14 protein-coding genes are annotated in these 16,000 nt (G+C 63.1%); 13 read left to right on the top strand and 1 reads right to left on the bottom strand.

Translation table 11 applies throughout. The annotated features are described in order from the left end of the window. Nucleotides 1-37 precede the first annotated feature (37 nt). The 9 genes from zapE (at nt 38) to rlmD (ending at nt 10,552) form a co-directional block, all read left to right on the top strand. On the top strand, nt 38-1,135 hold the full coding sequence (zapE, locus tag AC07N6_RS17150) for a cell division protein ZapE (RefSeq protein WP_494782616.1): 1,098 nt from the start codon (nt 38-40) through the stop codon (nt 1,133-1,135). Continuing rightward, nucleotides 1,132-2,007, top strand: coding sequence for a hypothetical protein (locus AC07N6_RS17155; protein WP_494782615.1), 876 nt, complete (start codon nt 1,132-1,134; stop codon nt 2,005-2,007). The genes zapE and AC07N6_RS17155 overlap by 4 nt, the downstream gene beginning before the upstream one ends. A gap of 192 nt (nt 2,008-2,199) precedes the next feature. Then, nucleotides 2,200-2,406 carry a YdcH family protein gene (locus tag AC07N6_RS17160; protein ID WP_050467906.1) on the top strand — a complete coding sequence of 69 codons (207 nt, stop codon included), beginning with the start codon at nt 2,200-2,202 and terminating at the stop codon, nt 2,404-2,406. A gap of 194 nt (nt 2,407-2,600) precedes the next feature. Beyond that, nucleotides 2,601-4,733, top strand: a complete 2,133-nt coding sequence (gene yoaA, locus AC07N6_RS17165; RefSeq protein WP_494782614.1) for a DNA repair helicase YoaA — start codon at nt 2,601-2,603, stop codon at nt 4,731-4,733. A gap of 69 nt (nt 4,734-4,802) precedes the next feature. Next, nucleotides 4,803-5,540: a 5'/3'-nucleotidase SurE gene (surE, locus tag AC07N6_RS17170; RefSeq protein ID WP_494782613.1), complete on the top strand. Its 738-nt coding sequence runs from the start codon at nt 4,803-4,805 to the stop codon at nt 5,538-5,540. Next, nucleotides 5,537-6,538 carry a protein-L-isoaspartate(D-aspartate) O-methyltransferase gene (locus AC07N6_RS17175; RefSeq protein WP_494782612.1) on the top strand — a complete coding sequence of 334 codons (1,002 nt, stop codon included), beginning with the start codon at nt 5,537-5,539 and terminating at the stop codon, nt 6,536-6,538. Before surE ends, AC07N6_RS17175 begins: the two co-directional genes overlap by 4 nt. A gap of 260 nt (nt 6,539-6,798) precedes the next feature. Next, complete coding sequence (locus tag AC07N6_RS17180; protein ID WP_494782611.1) at nt 6,799-7,776, top strand: peptidoglycan DD-metalloendopeptidase family protein; 978 nt, start codon at nt 6,799-6,801, stop codon at nt 7,774-7,776. 196 nt (nt 7,777-7,972) lie between these two features. Next, entirely contained in the window at nt 7,973-8,992 is a 1,020-nt protein-coding gene (rpoS, locus tag AC07N6_RS17185) for an RNA polymerase sigma factor RpoS (protein WP_494782610.1), read from the top strand. Nucleotides 8,993-9,190: 198 nt separating this feature from the next. Beyond that, nucleotides 9,191-10,552 (top strand): 23S rRNA (uracil(1939)-C(5))-methyltransferase RlmD, encoded by a 1,362-nt coding sequence (rlmD, locus tag AC07N6_RS17190; protein ID WP_494782609.1) that lies wholly within the window; start codon nt 9,191-9,193, stop codon nt 10,550-10,552. Nucleotides 10,553-10,636: 84 nt separating this feature from the next. Here rlmD and AC07N6_RS17195 read toward each other — a convergent pair whose 3' ends face one another. Beyond that, entirely contained in the window at nt 10,637-11,329 is a 693-nt protein-coding gene (locus tag AC07N6_RS17195; RefSeq protein ID WP_494782608.1) for a Bax inhibitor-1/YccA family protein, read from the bottom strand. Between the two features lie 236 nt (nt 11,330-11,565). Between AC07N6_RS17195 and ndk the strand changes: the two genes are divergently transcribed. The 4 genes from ndk (at nt 11,566) to ispG (ending at nt 15,934) form a co-directional block, all read left to right on the top strand. Further along, nucleotides 11,566-11,991, top strand: a complete 426-nt coding sequence (gene ndk, locus AC07N6_RS17200) for a nucleoside-diphosphate kinase (protein WP_494782607.1) — start codon at nt 11,566-11,568, stop codon at nt 11,989-11,991. Between the two features lie 96 nt (nt 11,992-12,087). Further along, the gene (rlmN, locus tag AC07N6_RS17205; protein ID WP_494782606.1) at nt 12,088-13,260 is read left to right on the top strand and encodes a dual-specificity RNA methyltransferase RlmN; all 1,173 of its coding nucleotides are present in this window, start codon (nt 12,088-12,090) and stop codon (nt 13,258-13,260) included. Between the two features lie 312 nt (nt 13,261-13,572). Further along, nucleotides 13,573-14,658, top strand: a complete 1,086-nt coding sequence (locus AC07N6_RS17210) for a helix-turn-helix domain-containing protein (RefSeq protein ID WP_494782605.1) — start codon at nt 13,573-13,575, stop codon at nt 14,656-14,658. Nucleotides 14,659-14,662: 4 nt separating this feature from the next. Continuing rightward, nucleotides 14,663-15,934, top strand: a complete 1,272-nt coding sequence (gene ispG / locus AC07N6_RS17215; protein ID WP_494782604.1) for a flavodoxin-dependent (E)-4-hydroxy-3-methylbut-2-enyl-diphosphate synthase — start codon at nt 14,663-14,665, stop codon at nt 15,932-15,934. Nucleotides 15,935-16,000: the final 66 nt, after the last annotated feature.

Below are 16,000 nucleotides of genomic sequence, written 5' to 3' on the forward strand. Positions count from 1 at the left end.
GCGCCGCCGAGACTTACCGGGAATAAAGAACCGCACCATGGATGTCCGCCAATTTTACGAGCACTCGCTGGGCGAGCGCGGCTACCAATCCGACGAGGCGCAATTGCGTGCGATCGACCGCTTGCAGCGCGCCTATGAGGAGTGGGTCGAATACAAGGCACAGCGCGCCAGTACCTTCAAGCGGCTGATCAGCCGCCCCAGCGTGCCGCGCGGCGTCTACATGTGGGGCGGGGTGGGGCGCGGCAAGTCGTTCCTGATGGACAGCTTCTATTCGGTGGTGCCGTTGGTGCGCAAGACGCGCGTACACTTCCACGAATTCATGCGCGACGTGCACCGCCAGCTGGATGAGCTCAAAGGCATCGCCAATCCGCTGGACGAGGTGGCCAAGCGCATCGCCAAGAAATACCGGCTGATCTGCTTCGACGAGTTCCACGTCTCCGACATCGCCGATGCGATGATCCTCTACAACCTGCTCAAGGGCCTGTTCGACCAGGGGGTGTCTTTTGTCATGACCTCCAACTACGAACCGGGCACGTTGTATCCGGATGGCCTGCACCGCGACCGCATGCTGCCGACCATCGCGCTGCTGAAGGAAAAGCTGGACGTGATGAACATCGACGCCGGCATCGATTACCGCAAGCGCGTGATGGAGCAGGTCAGGATCTACCACACGCCGCTCAACGCGCAGACCAATGAAGAGTTGCGCACGGCCTTCGCCGCCGTGGCCGAGACCGCCGATGAGGACCCGCGGGTGCATATCGAGGCGCGCGAAATCCGTGCGCTGCGCCGCGCCGGCAGCGCCATCTGGTTCGACTTCGCGACCTTGTGCGGCGGCCCGCGCTCGCAGAACGACTACCTGGAGCTGGCCAGCCAGTTCCAGACGGTGATTTTGTCCGACATCCCGCGCATGTCGGCGGCGATGTCGTCCGAGGCGCGCCGCTTCACCTGGCTAATTGACGTGTTCTACGACCACAAGGTCAAGCTGATCATGTCGGCGGCGGTGGAGCCGGATGAACTTTACACCGCCGGCACCCTGTCCAATGAGTTCCATCGTACCGTTTCACGTATCATTGAGATGCAGTCGAAGGAGTATTTGGAGGCGGATCGCCGCATTTTGGCCGACCGGCTGTCATGAACCATACCAAGATGGACAAGAATTACATGCAAGGTTTCTTCGCTGACGCCAATGGCGTTTCCCGTTTCCTTTGCGGCCTGGCGCTGATGCTGGTCGCCGGCTGGAGTTCGGCCCAGACGGCGGCCCAGACTGCGGCCCAGACGGCGGCGCCCACGGATCGCCAGGCTCCTGCCGCGGGCCAGGCATCCATGTCCAGGTCGACCTTCGAAGCGCTGGAGGCGCGCGCGCCGATTAACCAGCGCTATCCGGCCGGCTCGATCAAGTCCGGCGAGACCGCGCAACAGGCACTGACCGAGGCGGCCCAGGATCGGGATGCGGTTGGCGTGCGCTACATCGTCGACCAGCGCGCCTGCTATCAGAAGTTCCTGGTGGCGTCCTGCCTGGAAGACGCCAAGGAGCGCAAGCGGGCGGCTGAAAGCAAGATCAAGCAAGTAGAGATCGAGGCCAACACCTACCAGCGGCAGGCGAATGTGGACGAGCGCGACCAGGCCCTGGCCGAACAGCAAAAGAAGGACCAGGAAGACGCCGCGCGCCGCCTGCAGGAGCAGAAGCAGAAAGAAGCCGATTCCGCGCGCAAGGTGCAAGATAGCGACGCCAAGCGCCAGCAGGTGCAACAACGCATCGACCAAAACCAGGGACAGTCGCCGGACTACCGCATCCGGGAGCATGAAGCCAAGATGCGGCAGCAACAGGCCGAAGAAGCGGCCCGCGCGCCGGAACGCGCCGCCAATGCGGCCGCCCGCGAGCAGCGCATCAAGGATGCGGAAGCGCATCGCCTGGATGTGGAGCGCAAGAAGGCCGAGAACGAGCGCGAGCGCGCCGAGCGCAAAAAGCGCGAGGCGCAATCCGAGACGCCGCCTGCCGCCAAGTAACGGAGCCGCCCGCCAGGGGCGATTGTTGGCGCGACAGGGCTGGATTACACTAGGGCCTGTTAACATTTAATTTAAATGAATTGTTAACAGGCCCTAGCACACATTTCCCCGGACGCAAGCTTGAGCCGCGCGTTGACAACGTATTGGCCGCCGCTTCCGGCCTGAAGCCAGATACGCATTCAGCCATCCATTATGACCAGCACGCATCGCGAAGACATCCAGCGCCGTATCATCGAACTCGAGGTTGAACACCGCGACCTCGACAGTGTGATCGACTTGCTCATGCGCGATCCGCGTTCGGAAGATCTCCAGTTGCGCCGCCTGAAGAAGCGCAAGCTGCAACTGAAAGATCATATTTCCCTGCTGAAGATGCAGCTGGTTCCCGATATTCCGGCGTAATTCCATGGTCTTCGGCGGGGCGCCGGCTACGCCATCTTTCCTTCCGGACATCAGGCCTGCATGCCGATACGGCTTGCTGTGCCGACTCCGCGTAAAATAGCGGGTTATAGTGGGTTATAGCGGTTTGCCTTGTTAGGCATCCATAGCCCGGCGAATCCGCCATCCCGTTTTCTCATCCCTACAGGTTTGCCGCAGTGAGCGCTCAAGAAGATACCGCCGTATCGGAAACACCAGGTATCCATGATGCCGAGATCGAACAGTTGTTCGGCGCCGGAGGGGCGCTGGGCGGCGCCGTCGGCAGCTACCGGCCGCGCCATTCGCAAACGGCAATGGCCAAGGCCATCGCGGCGGCCATTGCCAACCGGGGAACCTTGATCGCCGAGGCCGGCACCGGCACCGGCAAGACCTTCGCCTACCTGGTTCCGGCATTGCTATGGGGCGGCAAGGTGATCGTTTCCACCGGCACCAAGACGCTGCAGGACCAGCTCTACACGCGCGACATCCCGACCGTGCGCAAAGCCTTGCAGGCGCCGGTTTCGGTCGCGCTGCTGAAGGGGCGTTCCAATTACGTCTGCCATTTCCATCTTGAGCGCACGCTGCAAAACGGCCGCCTGACCGCGCGCGAGGATGTCGGCTATCTGCGTGAAATCTCGCGCTTCATGAAAACCACGTCGTCAGGCGACAAGGCCGAACTGACCTCGGTGCCCGAGACAGCGTCGGTCTGGAACCTGGTCACCTCCACCCGCGATACCTGCTTCGGCTCCGAATGCCAGTATTACCAGGATTGTTTCGTGATGAAGGCGCGCAAGGAAGCCCAGCAGGCCGATGTGGTGGTGGTCAACCACCATTTGTTCTTCGCCGACGTGGCTCTGAAGGACACCGGCATCGCCGAGCTGCTGCCGGCGGCCAATACGGTGATTTTCGACGAGGCGCACCAGTTGCCTGAAACGGCCACGTTGTTCTTCGGTGAAACCGTGTCGACCTCGCAGGTGCTGGAATTGTGCCGCGACGTGCTGGCCGAAGGTTTGTCGCACGCGCGGGACGGCGCCGACTGGGCGCGCCTGGTGGCGCCGGTGGAGCGTGCCGCGCGCGACCTGCGGCTGGCCTTCCCGGAAGACTCGGTGCGCCTGGCGCTCAACCAGATCGCCGCATCCAGCGTGTTCTTCCCCGCGCTGGATACGCTCAAGGGCTGCATGGATGACATGATCGCCGTGCTGGAAAAGCAGGCCGAACGCGCCGAAACCATCCAGCAATGCCGCGACCGCGCCAACGAGATCCTGCGCCAGCTGGAAAACTGGAGCGTCTTGCCGGGGACGGCGCCGGCCAAGCCCGCGGCGGACCGGCAGGGCAAGGGGGAGGCGAAGGTGGCGGCGAAGGTGGTGGCGGAGACGGAGACGGAGGCGCCTCAGGAAAAGCCGTTCTATGTGCAGTGGGTGGAGGCGTATTCGTCTTCGCTGCAATTGCACCGTACGCCGCTGTCGATCGCGCCCATCTTCAACAAGCAGCGCGAAAGCACGCCGCGCTCCTGGATTTTCACTTCGGCTACGCTGGCGGTGAAGCGCGACTTCAACCACTATGCATCCCAGATGGGCTTGTGGAACGAGCCGGCCCAGTCCTGGCCCAGCCCATTCGACTACGAGCAGCAGGGCATCTTGTATGTGCCGCAACATCTGCCGCAGCCCAATTCTTTCGAATACACCGACGCCGTCATCGACGCCGCTTTGCCCGTCATCGAGGCCGCCGGCGGCCGCTGTTTCTTCCTGTGCACCACGCTGCGCGCGGTCAACCGCGCCGCCGAGCGCCTGCGCGCCGAATTCGAGGCGCGCCAGCTGCCTTATCCGCTGTTCGTGCAGGGCGAGGCCGGGCGCACCGAATTGCTGGATCGTTTCCGGGCCGCCGGTAATGGCGTGTTGATCGGCAGCCAGAGTTTCTGGGAAGGCGTGGACGTGCGCGGCGATGCGCTGTCGCTGGTGATCATCGACAAGCTGCCATTTTCGCCGCCGGACGATCCGGTGCTGGCCGCGCGCATTGCCGAAATGGAAAAGCAGGGCCTCAACGGTTTCGTGCACCACCAGTTGCCGGCCGCCATCATCAACCTCAAGCAGGGCGCGGGGCGCCTGATCCGCGATGAAGGCGACCGCGGCGTGCTGATGATCTGCGATCCCCGCATCATTACCAAAAACTACGGCCGCCGCATCTGGCAGAGTCTGCCTCCGTTCAAGCGCACCCGCGAGGCCGCCGTCGTGCAGGAATTCTTCCGCCAGCAGGCGGCGTCCCGCGCTGAGGAAGGGGCCGCGGCGCCACAGCCCGAGCCCGACCTGGCTTGATCCGGTCGGCCCGATTTTGTCTGCCGTATCGCGGATTTTTATCCCCGGCCTTCGGTTAAAATGCAGCCAATGAAAATCCTCATCAGCAACGACGATGGCTACCTCGCGCCAGGCATCAACGCCTTGGCCGAAGTGCTTGCGCCCATCGCCGACATCACTGTCGTGGCGCCCGACAGCAACCGTTCCGGCAGCTCCAATTCGCTCACATTGGATCGTCCGCTCTGGGTGGAGCAAGCCGCCAACGGTTTTTACTATCTGAACGGCACGCCCTCCGATTGCGTCCATGTGGCGCTGACCGGGCTGCTCAAGGAACGGCCCGACCTGATCGTTTCCGGCATCAACCAGGGCCAGAACATGGGCGACGATACGCTGTACTCGGGCACGGTCGCGGCGGCGACCGAAGGTTTCCTGTTCGGCATTCCATCGATCGCCTTTTCGCAGTTGCACAAGGGATGGGGCGAGTTGAAGGCGGCCGCGCGCATTGCGCGTGAAGTGGTCGAGCGCCAGTTCGACGCGTTGCCCAAGCCTTACCTGCTGAACGTGAATATCCCCAATCTTCCCTACGAAGAATTGAGGGGCTGTGTGGCAACCCGCCTGGGCAAGCGCCACACCTCCGAACCGGTGCACAAGCTGACCGATCCGCATGGGCGCGACCTGTATTGGATCGGCCCGGCGGGCGCGGCCAAGGATGCCGGCGAGGGCACCGATTTCCACGCCACTTCGAACGGCTATGTATCGATCACCCCGTTGCAGATCGACCTGACCCACAGCGCCCAATTGGACAATCTCAAGAAAGCGCTTGCATGAGCGACAAGCAGAGCCGCTTTCCGCTGAGCCTGTCCTCGGTGGTCGACAAGAAAAAGAACGGCGCCGCTTCCGCCAAGACGGTGGCCAATGGCGCGCGTGCGCAAGCCACCACGCAGACTGCGGCCAAGAATGCGGCGCTGTCGTCGCAGCGGGTCGAGCGCTCCGCGCCCAAGCCGCTCAATCCGGTGCAGCAAGGGCTGTCGCAGGCATTGCGTTCACAGCCGGCGCCGCTGCCGGCAGCCTCCAGGCCGCAGACGCCGGCACAGCCGTTGTTGAGCGCGGCCCCGGCGCCCAGGACGGCGGTACGCAATGTGATGACGGTTACCCAGACCAACAATTCAAGCCATGCGTCGCCGCTGGCATCGGAAGCGGTGCGCCGTGCGATGGTGGCGCGCGTGGCCAAGCAAGGCGTGGCCGACGCCAAGGTGCTGGCGGCGCTGGAGGCGGTGCCGCGCCATATGTTCGTCGAGCCGGGGCTGGCCAGCCAGGCATATATCGACGCCTCCTTGCCGATTGGCCACCATCAGACCATTTCCCAGCCTTACATCGTGGCGCGCATGATAGAAATCATGCGCCAGAACCATAAGGGCGGCAGGCTGGATCGTGTGCTGGAAATCGGCACCGGCTGCGGCTACCAGGCCGCGGTGTTGTCGCGGGTGGCGGGGGAGGTGTATTCGATCGAACGCATCAAGCCGTTGCACGAACTGGCCAAGAACAACCTGCGGCCGCTGAGAATTGCAAATATCCGCTTGCATTACGGAGATGGTATGCTTGGCTTGCCTCAAGTGGCGCCGTTCGACGGCATCATTTTGGCTGCCGCGGGCCTTGAGGTGCCGCAAGCTTTGCTGGAGCAACTGGCAGTGGGCGGCCGGCTGGTGGCGCCCGTGGGCGGCCGCCAGCAGGTGCTGGAACTGATCGAGCGCGTAGACCGGTACGAATGGCGCCGCACGACCATGGAGCAATGCCATTTCGTGCCGTTGCGGCCGGGAACGGTATAAGGTCCGGAGCGGCGTATCGGCATCCTATTGGCTCGTTATAGGATGGATTGGCGCCGGTATCAAGATCTGCAGCGGATTGCCGAAACAGGCATGGGCAGGATGCGGCAAGTATCACGGATCGAAGACATGCTGCAGTCGGGCAATGATGGTGAAGTGGCAAGGCGGCCGGCAAATAGGCGGCTGCGGCTTGTGTTTCCCTGGATGAACTTCTCACGCTGGCGGCGGGTCAACTAGCGTTGTACAAAATTTAATGTAAGAGCATGAAGAAAATTCGTTTGGCTGTGCTGGGAATTGTCGTCGGAATTTTGGCTGCTTGCAGCTCGACAACCAATCAGCAGGCGCCGGTCGTCGAGCGCACCAGCAGCGGCGGCAAACCGGCTGAGGCCGCGTCGGCGGCAGTGCCTGCGGCAGCGGCGCCGGCCGGGCGCGGCTACTACACGGTGAAGAAGGGCGATACCCTTTATCGCATCGCGCTTGAGGCCGGCCAAAGCTATCGCGACATCGTCACCTGGAACAACCTGAGCAATCCGAACGACATCAAGGTCGACCAGGTGTTGCGCGTGGCGCCGCCAGACGGCGCAAGCGGCCAGGTTCAGACGGCGGCAGTGGCTCCGGCGCCGGCCTCGGGCATCGAGGTCAAGCCGCTGGGCGCGCCCGGTGCGGCGACGCCGGCTATGGCCGCGGCCGGGGTGTCGAACAAGACCGGCCCGCGCGGCGACAAGCGGGCTTATTCTGAAAGCGCATTGGCGGAACTGGAGCGGCCGGACACGGCGGGCGCGCCGGCCGTACCGGCCGCAACGGCGCCTGCGGCGCCGGCCAAGGCCGAGCCTGCGCCCTCCGCGGAGAAGCCGGCGCCTGTGGCGACCGATGACGAAGGGGTGTCCTGGATGTGGCCGGCCGAAGGCAAGGTGGTCGGCACTTTCGACGGCGGCAAGAAGGGCCTGGACATTGCAGGCAAGTCCGGCCAGGCGGTGCTGGCTGCCGGCGCCGGCAAGGTCATGTATGCCGGCAGCGGCATCCGCGGCTACGGCAACCTGGTGATCATCAAGCATACGAACAACCTGTTGTCGGCCTATGCGCACAACAAGGCCATCCTGGTCAAGGAAGGCCAGAGCGTGACCAAGGGGCAGAAGATCGCCGAGATGGGCAATTCCGACAGCGACAGCGTGAAGTTGCACTTTGAAATCCGTCAACAGGGCAAGCCTGTCGATCCTGCGAAATACTTGCCGCCACGTTAGGGCGTGTCATGAACGATTTCGGCCTTCGCATCCAGATCAGAATGGATGCAGTACAAGGCGCGCCGGAACGTTCAGGGCAGTCCCGGGACGGGGCGCCGGTGGCCTGCTCCAGTGGCCATGGTACGCCCGCGCCTTGCATGCGGCCCCTTTCCGGGGCGGCGCGGGAACTGAAACGGTTCATCACACGCTCTAGCACATGACAAGCAATCGCCGCGATCACTTGCCAGACCAGGATCCTCCCAGCGAGGATATTGACGATCCCATCGAGGAAGTCGATGAACCGGAAGTGACCGACGGCGATTCCGCTGCCGCTGCGGAGCAGCAGGAGCCGGCGGTGGCCGAGGGCGTGGACGAGCTGAAGAAAGTGCTCGCCGCCGAACTGTCCACCGACACCACCCAGCATTACCTCAACAAGATCGGCGCCAAGCCCTTGCTGACCGCGGCCGAGGAGCTGCATTACGCCACATTGGCCAAGCAGGGCGAGTTCATCGCGCGGCAGAAGATGATCGAGCACAACCTGCGGCTGGTGGTATCCATCGCCAAGCATTACATCAACCGCGGCGTGGCCTTGCTGGACCTGATCGAGGAAGGCAATCTCGGCCTCATGCGCGCCATCGACAAGTTCGAGCCCGAGCGCGGTTTCCGTTTTTCGACCTATGCGACCTGGTGGATACGCCAGAGCATCGAACGCGCCATCATGAACCAGGCGCGCACCGTGCGCCTGCCGGTGCATATGGTGCGCGAACTGAACCAGATCCTGCGCGCCAAGTATCACCTGGAGGCCCAGCAGCGCGACGGCCGCGACGCCAGCGTCGAAGATATCGCCCACCTGGTCGAGCGGCCGGTGGAAGAGGTGCAGGACGTGCTGGCCTTGTCCGAGCATGCGGCGTCCCTGGACACGCCGCTGGACAACGATCCGCAAGCCAGTTTGATGGACCTGCTGCCCAGTGCGGTGGAAGAGCATCCCGACAGCCGCGCCGAAAGCCATGAAATGGCGATCCTGATCCGGGAGTGGCTCAAGAGCCTGTCGGAAAAGCAGCGCGTGATCGTGGCGCGCCGCTTCGGCCTGGATAACGACGATCCTTCCACATTGGAGCAACTTGCGGGCGAAATGGGCATCACCCGCGAGCGGGTGCGCCAGGTGCAGCAGGAGGCGCTGGTCAAGCTGAAACGGCTGCTGGCGTCACGCGGGGTCAACCGCGACGCCCTGTTCTGAACCGTATTCCCGTTCAATCTGTGCGCCCGCCTGTGGCGCGCCATCCTGGTTCCTTGCGCGATTGGGCGGTGCGCGTAGCGCCGGGCGCGCATCGCGCTTCCCTCCGGCTGCCGGATCGCGGACAATATCGCTTTTGTTTTCCGGCAGCGGACAATTGGAGCGCATGGCGCGCTCTGGTCCCACCCTGCGGTTTCCTTCATGCAACAAGACATCATCATTGAAATCAAGTCGCTCGATATGGACGGGCGCGGCGTCGGCCATCTTCAAAACGAGGACGGCACCCAAGGCAAGGTGATCTTCGTCGAGGGCGCCTTGCCTGGCGAACGGGTCAGTTTCGAATCCTTCCGTCGAAAACCCAAGTGGGAAGCGGCCACCATGACGGCGCTGCACCGCGAATCTTCGCTGCGGGTAAAGCCGCGCTGCGCGTATTTCGGCACTTGCGGCGGCTGCGCCATGCAGCATCTGGAGCCGTCCGCCCAGGTGGCGATGAAGCAGCGGGTACTGGAAGACAATCTTTGGCACCTTGGCAAGACCAAGGCCGAAACCATGCTGCGCCCGATCTACGGGCCGACCTGGGGTTATCGTTACCGCGCCCGCATTTCGGTGCGTCACGTGGCCAAGAAGGGCGGCGTGCTGGTGGGTTTTCATGAAAAGAGTTCGGCCTTCATCGCCGACATGAAGACTTGCGAGATCCTGCCGCCCAATGTCTCGGCGCTGCTGGTGCCGCTGCGCGAACTGATAGCCGGCCTGTCGATCCGTGACCGCTTGCCGCAAATCGAACTGGCGGTGGGCGAGGGCGACAATGGCGCCAAGGTCACGGTGCTGGTGCTGCGCATCATGGAAACGCCGAGCGCTGGCGATGAAGCCAGCCTGAAGGCGTTTGCCGACCTGCACGACATCGAATTGTGGTTTCAGACCAAGGGGCCGGACACGGCGGCGCCTTATTATCCGGCGCAATCGAGGCTGCAGTACACGCTGCCGGAATTCGGCATCCGCATGCCGTTCAAGCCGACCGATTTTACCCAGGTCAATCACCAGATCAACCGCGTCCTGGTGGCGCGGGCATTGCGCCTGCTGGATGTGCAGCCGGAAGACCGCGTGGCCGACCTGTTCTGCGGGCTGGGCAACTTCACGCTGCCGCTGGCTACGCAGGCGCGCGAGGTGGTGGGGATTGAGGGCAGCACCGCGCTGACCGAGCGCGCGCTGGACAACGCCAAGATCAATGGCGTGGATGGCAAGACGAGGTTCTACTGCCGCAACCTGTTCGAGGCCAAGCCTGAGGATTTCGTGGCGCTGGGCAAGTTCGACCGCATGCTGGTCGACCCGCCGCGTGAGGGCGCGCATGAGGTATGCCGCGCGCTGGTCGAATTGCCGCCCGGGCAGCAGCACCTCAAGCCCAGGCGCATTGTCTACGTTTCCTGCAACCCCGCCACGCTGGCGCGCGATGCGGGTGTGCTGGTGCATCAGGGCGGCTATGCATTGAAGTATGCCGGGGTGGTCAACATGTTCCCGCATACGGCCCACGTCGAATCGATCGCGGTATTCGATCTGCCGCAGTAAAGATTGATATTTAAAGATTGATATTGATGCAATAAAAAAGCCGGCTCACATTGGGCCGGCTTTTTCACTATCGCAGAGATGGCTTCAGTTGCGGTTGCCGCCCAGGATGCCTAGGATCGACAGCAGGTTCACGAAGACGTTGTAGACGTCCAGGTAAATGGCCAGCGTGGCCGAGATGTAGTTGGTCTCGCCGCCGTTGACCACGCGTTGCACATCAAACAGGATGTAGGCCGAGAAGATCGCGATGGCGATGACCGAAATGGCCAGTTGCAGCGCGGGCATGTGCAGGAAGATATTGGCCACCGACGCCACCAGGATCACCAGCACGCCGGCGAACAGGAATTTGCCCATGCCGGAAAAGTCGCGCTTGGAAACGGTGGCGATGGTCGCCATGCCGCCGAAGATGACCGCGGTGCCGCCGAAGGCCGTCATGATCAGCGCGCCGCCGTTGGAAAAGCCCAGCGTGAATTCGATCAGGCGCGACAGCATCAGGCCCATGAAGAAGGTGAAGCCCAGCAGCACGACCACGCCCAGGCCGGAATTCTTGGTCTTTTCAATGGCGTAGAAGAAGCCGAAGGCGATTGCCAAAAACAGCACGAAGCCGATCATCGGGCTGCCCGCGAACAGGCTGAAATGCATCTGCACGCCCAGCCAGGCGCCCAGCACGGTCGGAATCATCGACAGCGCCAGCAGCCAATAGGTGTTGCGCAGTACGCGGTTGCGAGCGGCCAGGCCCACGGTCGAATGGCCGAAAGTCGTATCCAGGTGTTGGTTCATTTGTCCTCCAATTGCGTTGAAATGCGAGTGACAGCATAGCACGGCGAGTCATGCTTAAGACAGGTTGCCGGGCGTTCAAGTTCGTGGCCGGCGCTGGATATATGCCAAATCAAGCGTAAAGGCCGCCTGCAAGCCTCGAATTGCCATGTCAGTTGATGGTTTCATGCTAAAATACAAGGTTCATTGGATTATCAATTATTGGCTTTAAGCCATTATTTTTATTGGAGTTTTTTCTCATGGCAACTCAACGCACCCTGTCGATTATCAAGCCGGACGCAGTGGCTAAGAACGTGATCGGCCAGATCTACACCCGTTTCGAAAACGCCGGCCTGAAGATCATCGCCGCGCGCATGGCCCAACTGTCGCGCGCTGAAGCCGAAGGCTTCTACGCCGTGCACCGCGAGCGTCCTTTCTTCAAGGATCTGGTGGACTTCATGGTGTCCGGCCCGGTCGTGATCCAGGTGCTGGAAGGCGAAGGCGCCATCCTGAAGAACCGTGACCTGATGGGCGCGACCGATCCGAAGAAGGCCGAGAAGGGCACCATCCGCGCCGACTTCGCCGATTCCATCGATGCCAACGCCGTGCACGGTTCGGACGCCGAAGAAACCGCCAAGGTCGAAATCGCTTATTTCTTCCCGGCACTGAACGTCTATTCGCGTTAATCTGTTCCTGTTTTTGATCGGTTTTCCGGATTTGGGCGGAAACCGGCGCAGCGGTTCTTGCCGCGCCTTTTCGTTCAGGTCCCAACCGAAGGCATCATGACTACAGCTCTCACCAACTTGCTGGATATGGATCCCGCGCAACTCGTCGCTTATTGCGGCGAGTTGGGTGAGAAGCCGTTTCGCGCCAAGCAATTGCAACGATGGATACACCAGTTCGGCGTTGCTGATTTCGATCAGATGACCGATCTGGCCAAATCGTTGCGCGACAAGCTGAGAACCCGCGCCGAAGTGCGTGCGCCGGCCATCATCAGCGACCATACCTCGACCGACGGCACCCGCAAGTGGCTGGTGGACGTGGGCCAGGGCAACGCGGTGGAAACCGTGTTCATCCCCGAAGAAAACCGCGGCACGCTGTGCGTTTCCACGCAGGCGGGCTGCGCAGTCAATTGCCGGTTCTGCTCGACCGGCAAGCAGGGCTTCAACCGCAATCTCAGCGTGGCCGAAATCATCGGCCAGCTGTGGATGGCGGAATTCGAGCTGCGCAAGACCAAAGGCATCGAAGGCGGCCCCAAGGGCGAGCGCCAGATCACCAATGTGGTGATGATGGGCATGGGCGAGCCCCTGCTCAACTTCGAGCCGACCGTCACCGCGCTGCGCCTGATGCTGGACGACAATGCCTACGGCTTGTCGCGCCGTCGCGTCACGCTGTCGACTTCCGGCGTGGTGCCGATGATCGACAAGCTGGCGCAGGAATGCCCGGTGGCGCTGGCGGTTTCCCTGCACGCATCCAACGATGCGCTGCGCGATGGGCTGATCCCCCTGAACCGCAAGCATCCGCTGCGCGAACTGATGGCGGCGTGCCAGCGCTACCTCGAATTCGCCCCGCGCGACTTCATTACTTTCGAATACTGCATGCTGGACGGCGTCAACGACAGCGATACCAATGCCCGCGAACTGGTGGAGCTGGTGACGCAGGGCGATACCGCCATCCCGTGCAAATTCAACCTGATCCCCTTCAATCCCTTCCCCGAGTCGGGATTGAAGCGTTCGCACAATCCGCGCATCAAGGCGTTCGCGCAGATCCTGATGGATGCGGGCATCGTCACCACCATCCGCAAGACGCGCGGCGACGATATCGATGCCGCCTGCGGGCAACTGGCGGGCGAGGTCAAGGATCGCACCCGCGTGCAGGAGCGCATGCAGAAGATGGCTGAGTATCAGGGCAAGTTCGGCAAGGATTTTGGCCGCATCGTGGAGATCACCGGGTGACGGCAGGTTTGCTGAAGGTTGCTGTCAGCCGTGCCATACGATCCGCCGCCGGGGGCGCGACAGTGCCATCGGCGCGTCTGGAAATGTTGTTTGCCGTTGTCTCCGCAAGGACGCCGGCGGCGCGCTTTTTGGCCGTTGCCGCGCGTCCTTTTGTATTTTTTGTTCAAGGTTTTACGTCCGTTGCATGCTTCATGCGGCGGGCGCCGCAGTTGTCGAATTCCCGGGAGGGGCGTAGCGAGCGCTGCGCCGGGACGCTCCAGAAGAATCCGGCATGGGCCGGTTTAAAAAAGGTTTTTCCATGTGGAGCATTTGATGAGTGATCAACAAATGAACGAAGTACCTTCGCCGCAAGAAGGCGTTCAGCCTTCGCCCGCTCCCGCGTTGCCCTTGCCGGGCGCCGTGCTGGCTGCGCAGCGGCAGAAGAAAGGGTGGTCGGTGGAGCAGGTCGCAAGTCTGGTCAAGCTGGCGCCGCGCCAGATTCAGGCGATCGAAGCGGACAACTATTCGGTCTTGCCCGGCCTGGCCGTGGCGCGCGGTTTTGTGCGCAGCTATGCCAAGGCATTGGGGCTGGATGCCAATGCGGTGATCGCTGGCATGCCGCAGGAGTCGCCGGTGGCGCAGCGCGACCACATCGTGCCGCAGTATTCGCTGTCGACGCCGTTTTCCGAGGCGCCTTTGCCGGCGATGATGGGCAGCCGGGGCAACACTTCGCCGGCGGCAGTGATCATCGGCGCGCTGGTGGTGGCCGTGGCGGCCGGCGCGGCCGCCGTACGCTGGACCGATGTCGCCGGCAATGTGCCGCAACTGGCGTGGCTCAAGGCGCATCAGGCGGATTCCGCCGCCGCGCCGGAGGCCGCTTCGGAGGCCAATGCCGCGGATGCCCCGGGGGCGGACACGCCGGTCAATGCCCGTGTGGAAACGATCGAACCGGCAGCCGGCGATAACGCCGACAAGGCGGCCAATGTGGCCAATGCGGCGCCTGCCGAGCCGGCCAGGCCGGTTCCGGTCGTGCCGGCCACGCCCTCCGCGTCGGTGCCGGCAAGCGCTCCATCGGCAGCGGCTGTGCCGGCAGCAACGGCGGCAGCGGCCCAGTCCGGCCAGCCATCGTCGACGCCGGCGGCTGCCGCGGCAGAGTCTCCCGGATTGCATATCGTCAACAGCAAGGATTTGTTGCGCCTGACCTTCCGCGAGGATTCGTGGGTGGAGATCCGCCGCACGGACAAGACCACGCTGATTTCGCGCCTGCTCAAGGCGGGAACCACCGAGGCATTCGACGTATCCGATGCCACGGTGCTGGTGATCGGCAACGCCGCCGGTGTCGACGCCACGTTGCGCGGCCAGCCGCTGGACCTGAAACCTGCAAACGGCAGCAATGTCGCACGTTTGAATTTGAATTGACGCCATGTCTTCTTCCCCGATCGCTTCCGGGCCTTGGGCCCGCCGCCAGAGCCGCCGTGTGCTGATCAGCTACGGCGCGCGCGAGATCGCCGTCGGCGGCGGCGCGCCGGTGATGGTGCAGTCGATGACCAATACCGACACCGCGGACGCCATCGGGACCGCGATCCAGATCAAGGACCTGGCGCGCGCCGGCTCGGAAGTGGTGCGCTTGACCGTCAATACGCCGGAAGCTGCCGCCGCCGTGCCGGCCATTCGCGAGCAGCTCGACCGCATGGGCGTGGACGTGCCGCTGGTGGGGGACTTCCATTACAACGGCCATACGCTGCTGACCGAATATCCGGACTGCGCCAAGGCCTTGTCCAAGTACCGCATCAACCCCGGCAACGTCGGCAAGGGCGCCAAGCGCGACACCCAGTTCGCCCAGATGATCGAGGTGGCTTGCAAGTACGACAAGCCGGTGCGCATCGGCGTCAACTGGGGCAGCCTGGACCAGGCGCTGCTGGCGCGCATCATGGATGAGAACGCCGGCCGCGCCGAACCCTGGCCGGCGCAGGCGGTGATGTACGAGGCGCTGGTGACTTCCGCCATCGAGAATGCCCAGCGTGCCGAAGAGCTGGGGCTGGCGGGCGACAAGATCATCCTCTCGTGTAAGGTCTCCGGCGTGCAGGACCTGATCGCGGTATATCGGGAACTGGCGCGCCGTTGCGACTATCCGCTGCATTTGGGCCTGACCGAGGCCGGCATGGGCAGCAAGGGTATCGTGGCATCCACGGCGGCGCTGTCGGTGTTGTTGCAGGAGGGCATCGGCGACACCATCCGCATTTCGCTCACGCCCGAGCCGGGCGGCGACCGCACCAGGGAAGTGGTGGTCGGCCAGGAAATCCTGCAGACCATGGGGCTGCGCAAGTTCACCCCGATGGTGATCGCTTGTCCCGGCTGCGGACGCACCACATCGACCGTGTTCCAGGATCTGGCCGACAAGATCCAGACCTACCTGCGCGACCAGATGCCGGTGTGGAAGGGCAAGTACCCCGGCGTCGAGAGCATGAACGTGGCGGTGATGGGGTGTATCGTCAACGGCCCCGGCGAATCCAAGCACGCCAACATCGGCATCAGCCTGCCCGGCACCGGCGAGTCGCCGGCCGCGCCGGTCTTTATCGATGGCGAGAAGCGGATGACGCTGCGCGGCGAACGCATTGCCGAGGAATTCCAAAGCGTGGTGCTGGAATATGTCCAGACCCGCTATGGCCAGGCGGGCCAGAACGGCCAGGCCTGACCACGGTTTTAGGTCGCGGGAAGGGAAGCGCGGCCGTAGCGATACAGTACACTTGCGCCAGCCATG

Source organism: Herbaspirillum sp. GW821-FHT09A12 (assembly GCF_059418325.1).